Source organism: Peribacillus butanolivorans, from assembly GCF_001273755.1.
GTDB classification, from domain to species: Bacteria; Bacillota; Bacilli; order Bacillales; family DSM-1321; genus Peribacillus; species Peribacillus butanolivorans.
In genome coordinates, this window is sequence record NZ_LGYA01000001.1 from 88623 (window position 1) to 104801 (window position 16179).

Here is a 16179-nt window from a genome sequence, read left to right on the forward strand (position 1 = left end):
TGTCGATTGGTTGTTCTTTGTTACAAGAAAGTCGTTAAAGGGAAAGTTCGGTTACTAGATATTCTTCGATTTTCGATTCCGAAATTAAAACTCATTTTCTACTAATATATCTTTCATAAGGAGGTCGGTTTCATTGAGAAATCGGGATGCCGCATATTGGCTGTTTTTGACACCTGTTCTGGCTGCACTCATTTTGGTGGTGATTGTGCCACTCATTTACGGATTTTATTATTCATTTACGAATTGGAACGGACTTGGAACTCCGGACTTTATAGGGCTTAAAAATTATATAGACTTATTTACGGATAGAGGGTTTCTGGATACATTTTGGTTCACCATTAAATTTTCAGTAGCAGCTATTGTGGTAATTAATATTATCGGCTTGAGTTTAGCGCTTATCGTGACGTCGAAAATTAAATCAAGCAATCTACTTCGGACAGTTTTCTTTATGCCAAATTTGATTGGTGGCTTGATTCTCGGTTTTATTTGGCAGTTTATTTTTATTAAAGTATTCGGCGCAATTGGTGATTTGACAGGGATTGAAGCTTTTAATGGCTGGCTGTCAACGACAGAAACCGGTTTTTGGGGATTAATCATTTTAACGTCTTGGCAAATGGCTGGCTATATCATGATCATTTATATTGCTTATTTACAAGCGGTTCCTGAAGAACTGATCGAGGCGGCTAAAATTGATGGGGCCAACAGCTTTCAACGTTTTCGCCATATTACTTTTCCGCTTGTAGCACCGGCTTTTACCGTTAGTTTGTTCTTAACGCTTTCCCACTCCTTTAAAATTTATGATCAAAACCTTTCTTTGACTAATGGAGCGCCTTATAACTCAACTGAAATGGTTGCGATGAACATTGTTAAATCCGCTTTTACCGAAAATGATATGGCATATGCGCAGGCAAAGGCCGTTATCTTCTTCGTAATTGTGGCAGCAGTTTCTCTAACACAAGTGTATATCAATAAGAAAAGGGAGGTTGAGCTGTAATGAGAAAAAAATGGAAGCTATGGCTGGTTGGATTCATCGGTTTCATCTTGGCATTATTGTGGCTCGCTCCGTTTTATTTAATGATTGTCAATGCTTTTAAAATGAAACGTGATATTTTTGCCGACACGCTGGGTTTACCTAAAACTTGGACATTCGAAAACTTTACTCAAGCTTTCGAACAATTGGATTTCCTTCGGACTTTATTTAATTCTTTATTGATATCGGGCGTCAGCGTGGTAATAATTATTATCTTTTCTGCAATGGCGGCTTATGCGCTTTCACGAAACAAAAGTAAAGTCAGTTCTTTGCTCTTCTTCGTGTTTGTGGCAGCCATGTTGATTCCATTTCAATCTGTGATGATACCGCTTGTTGCCCAATTCGGACAGCTTGGGATGTTGAACAAGGCTGGGTTGATTTTCATGTATTTAGGCTTTGGCAGCAGTCTCTCGATATTCTTGTATCACGGTACTTTAAAAGGGATTCCTACCTCGCTTGACGAAGCTGCGAAAATAGATGGAGCGAACAGGTTTCAAGTATTTTGGTATATCATTTTTCCTTTATTAAAACCTATGTCGATTACAGTTGGAATCTTAAATGTTATTTGGATTTGGAACGACTACCTGTTGCCATCCCTTGTTATTGGAGGCGCTGGCTCGGAGACAATCCCGCTTAAATTATTCTTCTTTTTCGGACAGTATACGAAACAATGGCATCTAGCCTTGGCTGGGCTTACTTTATCCATTATTCCAGTCATTATCGCGTATTTTTTTGCTCAGAGGCAAATTATCAAAGGAATTGCGGATGGTGCCGTTAAATAAGTATTTAAATATAGGGAATATTAAGCCATGTGCGGTGAACGGGAAGTGGTGTTGAATATGTCTGTTACGATAAAGGACGTTGCCAAAAAAGCGAATGTCGCTCCATCAACGGTATCGCGTGTTATCCATAACAGCCCAGCAATCAGTGAAAAGACAAAGCGTAAGGTACGTAAGGTATTAAAGGAAATGGGCTATCATATGAATGAAAATGCCCGGAATTTGGTCACGAAATCCACCAAGGCTATTGGAATCGTCATGAAAAATTCAGCCAGAGAATCGCTTTACAATCCTTTTTTTCCAGAGGTTATCCGTGGAATCGGGGATTTTTGCAATAAAGAGGGATACAGTCTTTCTCTAACGACCGGTGAAACCGAGGATGCTATTTTTGAAGACGTCGTGAAAATGGTTCAGGGTAGACGAGTGGACGGTATGATTGTTTTGTATTCGAAAAAGGATGATAAAGTGGTGCCCTATTTATTAAAGCAGGGCTTTCCATTTGTTTTGATTGGGAAACCAAGTACGAACATGAGCGGAATCACCTTCATTGATAACGATAATGTTCAAGCAGCCAGGGAATTATCGGAGTTTGTAATCAATCTTGGTCATCAGCGAATCGCTTTTTTAGGGGGGAGCCCTGAGTTTGAAGTGATTCAAGCCCGCTTAAGAGGGTTTCAACAAGCTATGGAGCAGGCCGAATTAAATGTGCCAAAGGAATATATCAAGTTGATCCCTTTAAATCGAGCAGATGGAATAAAGGCAATCAAGGAATTACTAAATCTACCGGAAGCTCCAACCGCTTTTATGGTAATGGATCTTTTATTGGGAGTACTTTTACTAGGGGTGTTGGCGGAAAAGAATTTAAAAGTACCTGAGCAAGTTAGCGTCGTCTGTTTTAATCATTCAGAGTTTATTGAATTTTTAAGTACGCCACTTACAACAGTCGATATTCATACGTATCAATTAGGCTTTGAAGCGGCAAAATGTGTGTTTGATTTAATTGCAAATCCCGAAATGATGGAAAAAAGTATCAGGATTCCAACTAAAATCATAAAGCGAGAGTCGCATTTTGTTGTTAAAAAGGAAAATAAATGAAAAGTGTAGAAATGTTTTTCCAATTAAAGCTTGATTTTTGCTAACATAAATTTACAATAAAGATTATCACTAACAATTTTTTGAAATTCATACTTTTCGAAATACCAAGTATGTTCTTATAATCGACTGAGTTTTTATTATTTCGAACGCAAACGTTTGCGTTCGAAATTAAGAGGTAGTAGTTAAACATATAGAGCAAGTTGTCGACAAATTAATGTGGAGGAGATTGTTCATGAGAGTTCTAGTATGGAATGAGTATCGCCATGAAAAAGAAAAACCTGATGTTGCTGAAATTTATCCGGATGGAATCCATGGTGCGATTGCTGGCTTTTTACAAAGCGAACAGTTCGAAGTGAAGACGGCTACACTCGAGGAAGAAGAGCATGGGTTAACTGAAGAGATACTGATGAAAACCGATGTACTTCTCTGGTGGGGACATGTCGCACATGAAGAAGTTCATGATGAAATTGTCACACGGGTTCATAAGCGGGTACTCGAGGGAATGGGTCTTATCGTCCTCCATTCTGGACATTTCTCAAAAATCTTCAAACAATTAATGGGCACGACTTGCGATTTGAAATGGCGGGTAGCGGATGAAAAGGAGCGGCTTTGGGTTGTTGATTCAAGTCACCCAATCGTTGAGGGAATCGGAGAATATATAGAACTTGAAAAGGAAGAGATGTACGGGGAACATTTTGATATCCCTACGCCGGACCAACTATTATTTATCAGCTGGTTTGAAGGTGGGGAGGTCTTCAGAAGCGGTTGTACGTATCAGCGTGGTAAAGGTAAGATTTTTTATTTCCGGCCAGGTCATGAAACATATCCGACATACCATAATCCGCAAATACAACGGGTGATTAAGAATGCCGTTGAGTGGGTCAAGCCGGAAGTTAACAATAAATCGGTATATGGAAAAGCCGAACCGTTGGAAACTATCTCAATAAAGAGATGAAGTGAAGGAGAGAGTAGAATGGGCAGAGTGAAAGTAGGCGTCATTGGATGCGGCAGTATTGCAAAAAACAGGCATTTTCCAGAATACGAAGCGATCCAGGAAACAGAGATAATTGCCGTTTGTGATATTGTGCAAGACCGGGCGAATACAGCAGCACAAAGGTATAACGCACAAGCATATACTGATTATATAGAACTTTTGAAGAATGAGGAGATTGAGGCTGTCAGTGTATGTACCCCTAATTACTTGCACGCCCGAATCACAATTGCTGCCTTGGAAGCAGGTAAGCATGTTCTTTGTGAAAAACCAATGGCAACTTCTTTAAATGACGCAGAAAAAATGAATGAAGCAGCTTCAAAAAGCGGCAAAATATTAATGATTGGTCATAATCAGCGTTTTGTCCCCTCTCATCAAAAAGCGAAACAGCTTATTGATAGTGGTGAGATAGGGAGGGTCTACAGCTTCCGAACGGCTTTTGGACATTCTGGACCAGAGAATTGGGCCGTGGACGGACGGGACAGTTGGTTTTTTAAAAAAGATCAGGCAGTTATCGGTGCTATGGGCGATTTAGGCGTTCATAAAGCTGATTTATTGCGTTATATCCTGGGAGAGGAATTTGTTGAAGTAGGAGCATTTGTAGAAACGACTGCCAAGAAAAATACAGATGTTGATGACAGTGCTGCCTGTATTCTGCGAACGGAGAGCGGAATTATTGGTACTCTCACAGCCAGCTGGTCGTATGCGAAAGAAGACAATGCGACGGTCATTTATGCGGAAAAAGCCGTATTACGTCTTGAAGACGATCCTAAATACTCACTGATTATTCATCATGATAATGGTAAGACGGAAACCATTGAATTAGGTAGCATCCAGACAAATGACTCTGAAGGACAGCATGATTCTGAAGTAATCAGCCACTTTGTAAAATGTGTGGTAAACAATGAGGTGCCTCTCATCTCAGGAGTTGAAGGATTAAAATCATTAAAAGTTATTCTTGGCGCGATGGAATCGAATGCATCCAGAAAAATCATCCGCTTATAAAGGGGTTAATAGTCATCATGTACAAATTAAAAATGGGAATAATCGGTGCTGGTGGAATTGCTCAACAAAGGCATATCCCAGCTTTTCAAAAATTTCAAGACAAGGTAGTTTTATACGCAATTCAGGATATAGATGAACTGAAGGCGAGAGATGTGGCACGTGAATATCATATCGAAAAGGTCTTTACCAATTATGAAGAAATGTTCGCGGAAGTGGATGCAGTTACGATTGCCACGCCAAACAAGTTTCATGCGGAAATTTCTATCGCCGCGCTGCAGGCAGGTGTACATGTGTTGTGCGAAAAGCCTATGGCGATTACAACCGAGGAATGTAAAGCAATAACCGAGGCTGCAAACTTATCGGGGAAAGTACTATCTATTGCTTACCATTACCGCTTTATGAAGGAAGCTCAGGCTGCGAAGAAAATGATCCAGGCCGGTGAAATTGGTGAGCCGTATGTAGCGCGTGTACAGGCAATCCGACGTCGGAAAGTTCCTGGGTGGGGAGTTTTTACGAGTAAGGAATTGCAGGGTGGAGGAAGCGTTATTGATTACGGCTGCCATTTACTTGATTTGGCCTTATGGCTGATGGATGACCCGGAGCCGATTGAAATTGTAGGTTCGACATATAATTATGTCAGTAAGGGTGTCGATCAGGTCAATCTATGGGGTAATTTCGATGCCTCTGTATTTGAAGTAGATGATCATGCTACCGCGTATATCAAATTTGCCAACGGTGCATCTTTATTATTCGAAACATCATGGGCCGCGAATATCCGTGAAGAAGCAACAGTCTTGAGTTTATCCGGAACGCAGGGCGGACTGGATGTGTTCCCCTTAATTTTGAATCAGGCAAAGCACGGCATGCTTTTAAATAGTGAGGCGGTATGGATGCCTGGAGAGGATACACCCGATCTCCAACAGGCAGAGAATTTTATTGATAGCTGCCTCGGAATTGCCGAACCATTGGTAAAACCATCGGAAGCCATGAAAGTTTCGAAGATAATTGAAGCCATTTATCAAAGCTCAGCAAGTGGAAAGGTTATGAGTATCAATTAATGAAAAAGTGGGGTGGGGCTAGTGAAGTTAGGGATTTTTACAGTGCTATTCGCACAAAAATCATTCGAGGATATGCTTGATTATGTGGCAGCCTCCGGTTTAAAAACAGTTGAAATCGGTACAGGCGGGTATCCAGGTAATGTCCACTGTCCGTTAGATGAACTGTTGGAAAGTGAAGAAAAGCGCAAAAAATACTTGGAATCTGTTCAAACAAGAGGCCTAACTATCAGTGCATTCAGCTGCCATGGCAATCCCATCTCTCCAGATGAATCATTTGCCAAAGAAAGTGATGAAACGCTCATAAAAACAATCAAGCTTGCGTCCTTACTGAATGTCCCAATCGTCAATACATTTTCCGGTACGGCGGGTGACCACGAAGGAGCTAAATATCCAAACTGGCCTGTTGCGCCATGGCCGAATGAGTATAAAGACGTTTTGAAATGGCAATGGGAAGAAAAGTTGATTCCTTATTGGAAAAAAACTGCAGCAATTGCTGATGAACACAATATTAAAATCGGACTCGAACTGCACGGAGGCTTTCTCGTTCACACACCTTACACTTTGCTAAAACTACGGGAAGCTACATCGGACGCAATCGGCGCTAACCTTGACCCAAGCCATCTCTGGTGGCAGGGGATCGAACCGGTGGGAGCCATCAAAATCCTTGGGAAAGCGGGAGCAATCTACCACTTCCATGCAAAAGACACATACTTGGATCAGGATAACATCAATATGTATGGCCTTACCGATATGCAGCCATATGGAAACATCCAAACCCGTGCCTGGAACTTTCGCTCGGTGGGCTGCGGCCACAGTCTTCAAGAGTGGTCCGACATCATGAGTGCACTTCGCACATATGGCTATGACTATGTCGTTAGCATTGAACATGAAGACCCGCTAATGTCAATTGAAGAAGGTTTTCAACGTGCAGTAACCAATTTGAAAACGGTCCTCATCAACGAAAGCCCAACTGATTTATGGTGGGTGTAATTTATAGCCGATAACGAGCAGCCTATCGTAGGTTGCTTTTTATTTTGGAATTTACGAGTAAATAATCGAAACTCACGAGTAAAATAGTCAATTTCACGAGTAAAAGGGCAAAATTTGCGAGTAAAGTTAAGTCTATGTTGAAAAGTCTAGGACAGATTGAATAAAAAAGAATGCCCCCGAACTCAGGGGCATCCTTTTGAGTCATCTCTGCCTAGGCGTATAATCCAACTCATTAAACAGTTCCCTCAATTCATCCAACGTTAGGTCGCGCCATTGTCCGAGGGCTAACCCATCCAAATGGATATTCATGATCCGAATTCGATGTAAATCGCGGACCTCATAGCCTAGCGCTGAGCACATACGGCGGATTTGTCTGTTCAATCCTTGCATTAATGTAATGTTAAACGTATATTTGTTCAACTGTTTGATCTTGCAAGGGAGTGTCTTCGTACCTAAAATCTCCACGCCGGATGCCATATCTTGTATGAAAGAAGAGGTTAGCGGCTTATCCACAGTTACGATGTATTCCTTTTCATGCTTATTCTCTGCACGCAGAATTTCATTCACGATATCACCATCATTTGTAAGCAGGATGAGGCCGCTTGAGTCTTTGTCAAGACGTCCAATATGAAAAACCCTTAGTGGATGATTAACAAAATCAACAATATTTCCTTTAATGTGTTTTTCTGTCGTACTCGTAATGCCTATTGGCTTATTCAGCGCAATATAGACATTTTGCTGTTCTACCTTTATGGGGTTACCATCAACCCGAACATCATCGCCTGGTTCAGCCTGACTGCCAAGCTCAGCAACAGATCCGTTAATCGTTACGCGGCCTTCGGCAATCCATTTATCCGCGCCTCGTCTCGAAGTAATCCCGGACTCACTAATATATTTATTGATCCTCAACTAAAGCACACCTTTACATTCAGATTTTCTTCTTTAAAGGATAACGTAAATCATGATGGATAGACAAGAGGGAAAGGCAAGAAAGCGTTCATGGATGCAAATTACCGAATGACTTTTACATGGACTTCGTGACAGCTTGAAGGTCCTTTTTCTTTTTACTCGTCAAGTAGACGCCAGTGAAGACAAGTAGCCCCCCAAGGATTTGGACGATAGTAATCGTTTGTCCTAAAACCAGGCTTAGAATGGCGGTAAAGACGGCAATCAGATTAAGATAAATTCCAGCCTGGCTGGCATTGATATGACGAAGCGAAATATTCCAGAAAATAAAGGAACCTACGGATGGGAAGATTCCAATATATAAAAGACCTGTGATTGCTGGGCCACTTAAATCAAAGTTCAGTCCAGAGCCAATGGCAAATGGAGCAACGAGAATCAAACCGAGAAATACAGAAACGGCTGTGGCTGAAATAATCGGAATGCTTTTCAGCTTTTTCCCGATTATTGAATAGAAGGTCCAAACGAGAATAGCCAGAATCATCAATAGGTCGCCTTTATTATAAGTGAGATGGAAAATTTCCAGGAGATGTCCTTTTGTTAAGACTAATAATACGCCGGATAATGAAATGATAAGGCCTAGTACATGATGGATTGAAATTTTCTCCTTTAACAGCAATGCAGAAAAAAGAACGATTAATGCAGGATTAATTGAATTGACAAGAGCAGCATTCATAGATGTTGTATAGGTCAGAGCCCAATAAAGGAAAAAATTATAACTGATGATGCCGAGTAAACCCATTGCTAAAAGTACTTTCCAGGCTTTCCATACACTCTTCCAATTTGGTTTTTCAATCCAATGGGCTAGTGGGAATAATAAGAAAACGGCAATTAGCCAGCGGGTAAATGTTAGTTGGATTGGGGAAAGTTCGGTCACAACGTATTTGCCAAATATATAATTGCCGGCCCAAAACAGATTGGCCAAGATGAGAAATAAGAGAATATAGGATTTTTTCATAAGGTAGCCTCTTTTCGAATTGAAGGAATATTCACTAAATATATCAAAGTAGAAAAATGTAAGCAATCTACAAAAGGAAGCAATTTAATAGAGGATCCTATGGATCAGCCATTTTAGCAGGATAATTGAGGAAGGATCTAAAGGGAATAATTATAATAGAAGAAAAGAACACTTTCATAACCGAAAATCACAAAGCTACATTGGTGTTACTACGACGAATATCGTCCAATATTTTCGTGAATTTAGAAATCCTCTAACATCAGTTATGGGGTTTGATACCATTGGGCAAAGTAAAGAGGAAAGTAACGCCACTGAATTAAATGAAATTGTGAAGTTTGCCTATACCGATGATGAACACATAAAAGGGATAAGTATAGATACTAATCACCAAAGTAGGTCTATTGAAGAAATGATTGAATTGTTTGGTACTCCAAGTATACAGCTTGTGCACAAGGCGATTCTATATCATGGTGAAAAATATGATGCTATTTTCTATTTTAATGATAGGGGATTGCTGCGGGAAATATTGATTAAATAGGGGGTTCAGCCGAACAGATCATCTGTAAAGTGGAGGTGATGCATATGCTGGAAAAAGGACAACTTCAATAAGGGGGGAAGCCTGTCCAAAGTGAGATTTAATTCATACATAAATTATTTGGAGTAGTAATTCATAAATGAAAAGTATATTGAGGTTCAATGATTCTAACCATATTTGTTAGAATCATTGAACCTTTTTTTATTATTTTTTTCCTTGTTCTCTAAATCTATTAAACTCTTATTTAAGCGAAAATCGCGCTGATTTCGGCAATTTCATCCATGGTTAATTCCACTTCTAACGCTTTTAAGTTGCGTGTGACCTGTTCTGGTTTTTTCGCTCCAGGAATTAGGACATCTATCGAGTGCCGAGTTAAATACCAAGCTAGTACTACATCAGCAACATCGGCATTTCTTCTGTTTGCTATCTCTCGGACTTCTTCTACTTTTTGCAGGTTGCTAACAAAGGCTTGTCCTTGGAAAAGTGGACTTTTTGCACGGCCATCCTCAAATGTCGAATCTTGAGAATATTTTCCACCGAGCAGACCGGAAGCAAGCGGGAAATAAGGTATAAAGGAAATATCATTTTCAGCTGTATAGGGCAGAAAATCTTGTTCTGCTTCCCGTCTGAATAGGTTGTACTCGGATTGCAGGACATCGATATAGCCGTCTTTATTCGCTTCCTTTAATTGCTCAAAGGAAAAATTTGAGACGCCGATTGCCTTGATTTTACCTGCATCTTTCAATTCCTTTAAGGCACCGACCGCTTCATCCTTTGGTGTATCTTCATCAGGGAAATGAATGTAAAATAAGTCGATATAATCGGTTTGGAGTCTTTTTAAACTAGATTCTACTGCGTTTTTCAGAAAAGCCGGAGAGTTATCTAATACGACTTTCCCATCGACAAATTTATGGGCCCCTTTTGTAGCAAGGACTACATCCTCGCGTTTGCGGGTCTTTTTAAGAATTTCACCGATAATTTCTTCTGAACGCTCTGGACCGTAAATGAAAGCTGTATCCCAAAAGTTAATTCCCTCATCAAGAGCAGTTATTAAGACATCTTTTCCTGTATCCTCACTTAGATTAGGAAAAAGGTTATGTCCGCCAATGGCATTCGTGCCAAGACCAATCGGATTCACATATAGATCTGTTTTACCAATTCGCGTTTGCTTCGACATATTACTAATCATCTCCTTTAGCATTATCATAACAAAAAGTGGCAGGTAAATACCAAAATAAAGAAATGTGAGTAGAGTGGGAACTGTTAAAAACTCTATCTTGAAAAAAAGCAGATGATTTGTACAAAATCATCTGCTTTCCTATTATAACGTTGCGCTTTCCAATTCCTCAGATTGGGCTGCTTGTCCGATCTGACTGAGTAGAAGGCCACTGGCAATTCCGACAAGAGCTGGGATGATCCATTCCATTCCGTATGAAGAAAGAGGAAGGGCATCACTAAACGTTTGTACGGGTCCTAATGGTAAGCCGAATGCGTTTAATCCATCTATTAGAGCAAAAACGCCGGTGAAGATCATTGCACTCCGATATACTTTTTTCGGGTTTTTAAAATGACGGCTGAAGAACGTTAAAACTATCAGGACAATTGTTAACGGGTAAGCCATCACAAGGAATGGTACCGATACTTTTAAAATTTGATTCAGACCCATATTTGAAAGAATGAAGCCGACAAGTGTTACAATCAGAATTAAGGTTTTGTAGTTGGCCTTGGGAATAAGATTTGAAAAATACTGTCCGCAGGCAGTTGTCAAACCGACTACGGTCGTGAAGCAAGCTAAGGTGAAAATAACGCCTAATAGAATCTTACCGCCTGTTCCAAGTAAAAGGGTGGATGCGACAGTCAGGATCTCTGTTCCGTTTTCAAATGAACCATCTGCTGCCATACGCGCTCCCATTACACCTAAGGAGATATAAACTAAAGAAAGCAATACGCCGGCGATGAGGCCTGCTTTTAATGTATATCTCGTCAATTGTTTCCGATCTGAAATCCCTCTTTGCTGTATCGAAGTAAGGATAACTATCCCGAAAGCAAGGGCAGCTAAAGCATCCATCGTGTTATAGCCTTCGATAAAACCTTTTGAAAATGCTCCTGTTGCATACGTATCAGTTGGAGCTTGGAATGGTGCATCAAGCTTTACAAATCCAACGACGCAGAGAATGACCATGGCCAAAAGCAGGGTAGGTGTAATCCAGCGTCCCATAAAAGTTTCCATTTTTTTAGGATTCAAAGAAATGACATAAACAATGGTAAAGAATACGGCCGTGAATAAGAATAGAAATAGGGATTGATTCATCGAGTCGCCAAGGTACGGCTTGAATCCCATTTCGTAGGCAACGTTTGCATTCCGTGGAATCGCAAGAAACGGTCCGATGCTCAAATAGATGACGACCATGAACAGTGTGCTGAATATAGGATGCACACGCGCTCCGATTGTTTGCGCCCCACCTTTAACAAGTGAAACGGCGAGGAGTACTAAAATTGGAAGGCCGACACCGGTGGCGACAAAACCTGCAATGGCGGGCCAGAAGGAAGTCCCGGAAGAAGCTCCTAAAAATGGAGGGAAAATAAGGTTTCCAGCTCCGAAAAACATCGAGAAAAGCATAAGGCCGATAAATAATGTGTCTGTTTTTTTCATGGTGATTTCTCCTTTTTTTTAAAATGATAGTACCCGTCGACTGGCCCAAAAAGGCTATTAAAAGTGTTATTTTGCAAATAAAAAACTCGCCCCTAATAATCAGGGACGAGTTTGTGCTCGCGTTACCACCCATATTCCGCGCTTCATAAGAAGCTACGGCACTCAGTCAACGTACGAATTCATACGTGATCCATTGTAACGGCGGAAAGCCCGTCAAAGCCTACTTCACTTTCAGCTTTGCATCTCAGAGATGATTTTCGGATAGGCCTTGGACATCGACTTCCACCATACGTCGACTCTCTGTAGAACAGGGTTCTTATCTTACTCTTTCTCTTCACAGATTTTATAATATATAGATAATTTAGCAAATTCTAATTATTAAGTCAACATAATTTGACAGTACAAATCGTCAAGAGCAGGAGATTAGTCCCCTATAATCGATCCTTCCTTTATTTGGAGATATTTATTGTGAAAAGAATCGGATATAACTCCCTATTATCTTTCTAACCGCATATATATTATAATAGAAGACAGAACACTAAAGGAGACAACATTATGTCTGAAAATAAAAAGTTAAGCCTGGCGGATGCAGTCAAACAAAAATTGGCGCAAAAGCAAGCGGGCTCAAGTCAAGATAAACTGGAAACTGGCGTTGTGAAAAAAACGAAACAGCTAAAAAGCCAGTTAACTAAAAAGCCAAATAATCAACGTAAGCGTACAGGGGTATAATCCCAATTTGTCAAAGGGCAATTACTGTTCGGTGCTTATCAGAGAGCAGTTACCTTTCATGAATAAAGGTACTGCTTTTTTTATATGAACTTTCAAATAAAAATTTATTATTATTAGGGAGAAGATTGTACTTTCGCTTGTAGGAAGTATTCAAGTGAAAATTATTTTCGTTTTTACCACTTATAGGTAGTTTACGGGCGGGATTTCTGGTAATTTAATGGTATAAGAATTGTTCCCTCCTACCTCTTCGGATATTGGTAAAACTAAATAAAACATATTTTTACAAAAGTAGAAATAACTCCTCAAGTCTTATATTAAATTCATTACAATTCTATTTGTTTCTGTTTTAAAATTGTAAGAGTCATGAAATGTTGTTACCATATTGTTTTGTTAAAATAATATTTTAAAGGTTTATAAATAATTTTCTTAACTAAAGGACCTATAAATCTCTTTTCATAGACAAAGTCTTGAGAATAGTTATTATTCGATTTTCATAAAGACTCCATATCGATGATTATCCTTTAATTGAAAATATGAAATATATCGGGGGAATAAAGATGGATGAACGACTGATTGGGAAAAAATACTATGAAACAATGATTGAGGATACACGCAATCATCCAATTCAAGCATTAGGTGAAATGTTTCTCGTGGAACAAAAAAAGGAAAGAGCGGATTTAACTGCAGTTCGGTTTGCTCAAGGAGAAGTATACTTCCAGCATCATGACTATGAAGCAGCCATTTTTAAGTGGGAAAACATAGAAGGTGAACTTGGTTCATGGGCGAAAAAGAATATTGCAGATGCTTATTTTGAACTAGAGATGTATTCGACCGCTGAGGATATATATAAATCCGTCAGTACGGATGAAGCGGTATTGAAAACGGAAGTCCTTCTACAGCTGTTCTCTCTTTACATAGTAGAATCAAGAAATGATTTGGCATCTAAAGTTGTTAAGGAAGCAGTCGACTTTCAACCTGATTACCCGAATGTCACCGCAATTGCACGCTCCTTTTTTGAAGAACAAAAGGATTGGAACAGTGCTGTAGTTTTAGCCGCGAATGAAAGTATCCGTACGGAATCAATGATTTGGTTTGATGTGCTGAAAACGTATATCCAGCAAGGTGTTGCTCAATCGATGGCTCCGGATTATTTCTCAAATGTTCTCGAGGCGTTATACAACCTTGATCAGGATCGCTTTGAAAAAATGACGGTTGCACTTTGGAAAAATTATAAATATACAGATTCCTACTTTGAATGGCTTAGAGTCATTAATAATTTGATAGATGGCATCGAATTACATCCAGGTGATGTATGGGATGAACTTTCTGTCTATTACCGGGATGCTTATGCCGGTTTGCTTGAAGGAACACACTTAATCAAAGATTTGAGTCCTGTTGTGCCGAGATTGTTGGAAAATTGGTTAAAAATCGCTGATGGAGAGCTTTCGTTATTTGCAGCGGCGTCCGTTCTGTCATGGAATGAAATTTTCCCTGATACAATTAATGCACTGGTTGTTCAGGATGCAGAAAGTCTGTTAGCAAAATCGCCTAAATTGGGAGGCGGATTGGAAGCGGGCGAAAAACTGTTCAATTCCATTATTCAGTGGGCTGAAGAGAATAACTTAACAGTTGGCAATAAGCTGAAATGGATGGTAGACGGACTTAAGGATACTGAAAATTTCAATCTTCTTCTTGTCGGAAGCACAGGCAATGGCAAAACATCCTTTATTCAGTCGCTCGCTGGAGAGAGTATTGCTGCCGAGGACCATTCGTCCCTTGTCAGTGTCAAAGATGGAGATAATCTGGAAATCTATGAAATTACAGATACAGATCACAAGGTCGTTGGTGAGTTAACTGAATTGGATGAAACACGCCGTCAGCGCGGAACCATTGTCGACGTGACCCTTATCAGTGACTACCTAAGAAATAATCGCCTGCGTTTACTTGATACACCAGGGTTCAATGGGGAAAAAAGTGTAGACTCTGATTTCCAAGGGTATTTACAGGGCAGCGATGGATTGATGTTTGTTCTCGATGCACGAGCTCCTTTCACCGGTAGTGAACGAGATTTGTTATTGGAAATTCAAATGATGGCACCGAAACTTCCGATTCATTTCTTACTAAATAAGATGGATACGATTTACAGTGACCAAGTGGCAGTCCGGATGGAAGATGAAACATGGGATAAAGTGAATGCGTATTTCCCGAACGCAAAAGTATTTGCTTTCTCCAAACTTTATGACAGCAAACAGCAGTTACAGGACCTTTCATCCTTCCTTGATTCGAATTATCAAGCTGATAATTGGAAGGAAAGAAGATCTGAGAAGATTCTTGCATTCATTCGCAAAACGTTATCTTACCTGCTAGAAAAACGGGCAGCTAATGAGCGGAAATGCGAGCACTCCATTTCTTGGAATGAGCAGATGGAAGTCAAATTGAATGGAGCCGTCAATCAACTGGCAGATTTGGAAAAAGAAAAAAGTGAAAATATCATAAGGTCGTACCGTTCAATTAAAGAAGAAGTGAAAAAACAGCTTTCTTCAAGAATCCCTGAATTACTGAGAGAATGTTCTAAATCATTAACGGAAAGTAGCGATTTCAGCCAAGTTCATATACAGTTGAACGAGGAAATGAATGAGCAGATTCAGGCATATATTTCAGACAAGATTATGCCGCAATATTATCGTTCTCTTCAAGACTGGATTGCTACATCTCAGTTGGAATTTACACAAATTCAACAGTTTATGGATGAAATGAGCGCAGGGTTCAATGAATTGTACAAAGAAGAGCGAATTACACTTGCCGGAGACTTTAGAGTTTTGGATGACTGGCGCCGTGATGCGGATCGGATGACAAGCAGTATCCGCATTGAAGACGTTAATATTTTACTACGCCGGACCCCATCGCAATTGCTGCTTAAAGGGGCAGGGAAGCTGTTTGGAGCGATTCCGCAAAATAAAGCTAATATGTACAACCGGTATAAGAAGTACCTAGAAAGTGAAGACTACCTGGATGTTGCAGAAATGATCAGTGACCGTTTCCTTACACAATTCGGATTGTTTGAAAAATCTTTGGATAGAGATATCTCACTTTTCTATCGCAGTTCATTTGCCTTACTTCAAAAGACGATAGAACAAACACAGACTGAAATCAAAGATCATCAGGCAGCACTGGAGCATATGAGAGAAAATCCGGAAGTATACCGTGACCCGATTACTCTGTTTGAAGTGAAACTACGTCAGTTAGAAAGACTTGAAAAGATCGAGAAAAAGCGTCTGGCTAAGCTACAAAGAAAATAAGTGTAACAAGAAACATTTTAAATATTCAAAAATCTATTGACTTTACGACTATATCCCTATAAAGTGGTAATTACGAAAAACGTAACACATTATA

General features: G+C 39.9%; 14 protein-coding genes and 1 other annotated feature. Of the genes, 10 read left to right on the forward strand and 4 right to left on the reverse strand.

Annotated elements, in window-relative coordinates:
* Positions 1–133 precede the first annotated feature (133 nt).
* The 7 genes from AKG34_RS00440 (at position 134) to AKG34_RS00470 (ending at position 6948) form a co-directional block, all read left to right on the forward strand.
* Positions 134–994, forward strand: coding sequence for a carbohydrate ABC transporter permease (locus AKG34_RS00440; protein WP_053344278.1), 861 nt, complete (start codon positions 134–136; stop codon positions 992–994).
* Entirely contained in the window at positions 994–1812 is an 819-nt protein-coding gene (locus AKG34_RS00445) for a carbohydrate ABC transporter permease (RefSeq protein ID WP_053344279.1), read from the forward strand. The genes AKG34_RS00440 and AKG34_RS00445 overlap by 1 nt, the downstream gene beginning before the upstream one ends.
* Positions 1813–1869: 57 nt before the next feature.
* Positions 1870–2904, forward strand: coding sequence for a LacI family DNA-binding transcriptional regulator (locus tag AKG34_RS00450; RefSeq protein WP_053344280.1), 1035 nt, complete (start codon positions 1870–1872; stop codon positions 2902–2904).
* A gap of 232 nt (positions 2905–3136) precedes the next feature.
* A complete protein-coding gene (locus AKG34_RS00455; protein ID WP_053344281.1) occupies positions 3137–3859 on the forward strand; it encodes a ThuA domain-containing protein in 723 nt (240 codons plus the stop codon).
* Positions 3860–3877: 18 nt separating this feature from the next.
* Positions 3878–4900 (forward strand): Gfo/Idh/MocA family protein, encoded by a 1023-nt coding sequence (locus tag AKG34_RS00460; protein WP_053344282.1) that lies wholly within the window; start codon positions 3878–3880, stop codon positions 4898–4900.
* 17 nt (positions 4901–4917) lie between these two features.
* Positions 4918–5958: a Gfo/Idh/MocA family protein gene (locus AKG34_RS00465; RefSeq protein ID WP_053344283.1), complete on the forward strand. Its 1041-nt coding sequence runs from the start codon at positions 4918–4920 to the stop codon at positions 5956–5958.
* A gap of 21 nt (positions 5959–5979) precedes the next feature.
* A complete protein-coding gene (locus AKG34_RS00470) occupies positions 5980–6948 on the forward strand; it encodes a sugar phosphate isomerase/epimerase family protein (protein ID WP_053344284.1) in 969 nt (322 codons plus the stop codon).
* A gap of 201 nt (positions 6949–7149) precedes the next feature.
* On the opposite strand, the gene rluF is transcribed toward AKG34_RS00470, so the two are convergent.
* Together rluF and AKG34_RS00480 are read right to left on the reverse strand one after the other, a co-directional pair.
* Positions 7150–7857 carry a 23S rRNA pseudouridine(2604) synthase RluF gene (rluF, locus tag AKG34_RS00475; RefSeq protein WP_053344285.1) on the reverse strand — a complete coding sequence of 236 codons (708 nt, stop codon included), beginning with the start codon at positions 7855–7857 and terminating at the stop codon, positions 7150–7152.
* A gap of 115 nt (positions 7858–7972) precedes the next feature.
* The gene (locus AKG34_RS00480; protein WP_053344286.1) at positions 7973–8869 is read right to left on the reverse strand and encodes a DMT family transporter; all 897 of its coding nucleotides are present in this window, start codon (positions 8867–8869) and stop codon (positions 7973–7975) included.
* 265 nt (positions 8870–9134) lie between these two features.
* Here AKG34_RS00480 and AKG34_RS00485 point away from each other — a divergent pair, with 265 nt between their 5' ends.
* Positions 9135–9407, forward strand: a complete 273-nt coding sequence (locus AKG34_RS00485; protein WP_053344287.1) for a hypothetical protein — start codon at positions 9135–9137, stop codon at positions 9405–9407.
* Between the two features lie 241 nt (positions 9408–9648).
* On the opposite strand, the gene AKG34_RS00490 is transcribed toward AKG34_RS00485, so the two are convergent.
* Both AKG34_RS00490 and brnQ read right to left on the reverse strand, forming a co-directional pair.
* Positions 9649–10581 (reverse strand): aldo/keto reductase, encoded by a 933-nt coding sequence (locus AKG34_RS00490; RefSeq protein WP_053344288.1) that lies wholly within the window; start codon positions 10579–10581, stop codon positions 9649–9651.
* 144 nt (positions 10582–10725) lie between these two features.
* Positions 10726–12057 (reverse strand): branched-chain amino acid transport system II carrier protein, encoded by a 1332-nt coding sequence (gene brnQ / locus AKG34_RS00495; protein ID WP_053344289.1) that lies wholly within the window; start codon positions 12055–12057, stop codon positions 10726–10728.
* A gap of 98 nt (positions 12058–12155) precedes the next feature.
* Positions 12156–12404: a binding site (T-box leader), on the reverse strand.
* Positions 12405–12612: 208 nt separating this feature from the next.
* Here brnQ and AKG34_RS28190 point away from each other — a divergent pair.
* A complete protein-coding gene (locus tag AKG34_RS28190) occupies positions 12613–12786 on the forward strand; it encodes a hypothetical protein (protein WP_162878730.1) in 174 nt (57 codons plus the stop codon).
* Positions 12787–13343: 557 nt separating this feature from the next.
* Entirely contained in the window at positions 13344–16085 is a 2742-nt protein-coding gene (locus tag AKG34_RS00500; RefSeq protein WP_053344290.1) for a GTPase domain-containing protein, read from the forward strand.
* Positions 16086–16179: the final 94 nt, after the last annotated feature.

Excerpts from the sequence above, each read along its gene's own strand:
- AKG34_RS00455 (WP_053344281.1), top strand. The coding sequence starts at position 3,137 with ATGAGAGTTCTAGTATGGAATGAGTATCGCCATGAAAAAGAAAAACCT.
- AKG34_RS00465 (WP_053344283.1), top strand. The coding sequence starts at position 4,918 with ATGTACAAATTAAAAATGGGAATAATCGGTGCTGGTGGAATTGCTCAA.
- AKG34_RS00500 (WP_053344290.1), top strand. The coding sequence starts at position 13,344 with ATGGATGAACGACTGATTGGGAAAAAATACTATGAAACAATGATTGAG.
- AKG34_RS00485 (WP_053344287.1), top strand. The coding sequence starts at position 9,135 with ATGGGGTTTGATACCATTGGGCAAAGTAAAGAGGAAAGTAACGCCACT.
- brnQ (WP_053344289.1), bottom strand. The coding sequence starts at position 12,057 with ATGAAAAAAACAGACACATTATTTATCGGCCTTATGCTTTTCTCGATG.
- AKG34_RS00480 (WP_053344286.1), bottom strand. The coding sequence starts at position 8,869 with ATGAAAAAATCCTATATTCTCTTATTTCTCATCTTGGCCAATCTGTTT.
- AKG34_RS00445 (WP_053344279.1), top strand. The coding sequence starts at position 994 with ATGAGAAAAAAATGGAAGCTATGGCTGGTTGGATTCATCGGTTTCATC.
- AKG34_RS00450 (WP_053344280.1), top strand. The coding sequence starts at position 1,870 with ATGTCTGTTACGATAAAGGACGTTGCCAAAAAAGCGAATGTCGCTCCA.
- AKG34_RS28190 (WP_162878730.1), top strand. The coding sequence starts at position 12,613 with ATGTCTGAAAATAAAAAGTTAAGCCTGGCGGATGCAGTCAAACAAAAA.
- AKG34_RS00490 (WP_053344288.1), bottom strand. The coding sequence starts at position 10,581 with ATGTCGAAGCAAACGCGAATTGGTAAAACAGATCTATATGTGAATCCG.
- AKG34_RS00460 (WP_053344282.1), top strand. The coding sequence starts at position 3,878 with ATGGGCAGAGTGAAAGTAGGCGTCATTGGATGCGGCAGTATTGCAAAA.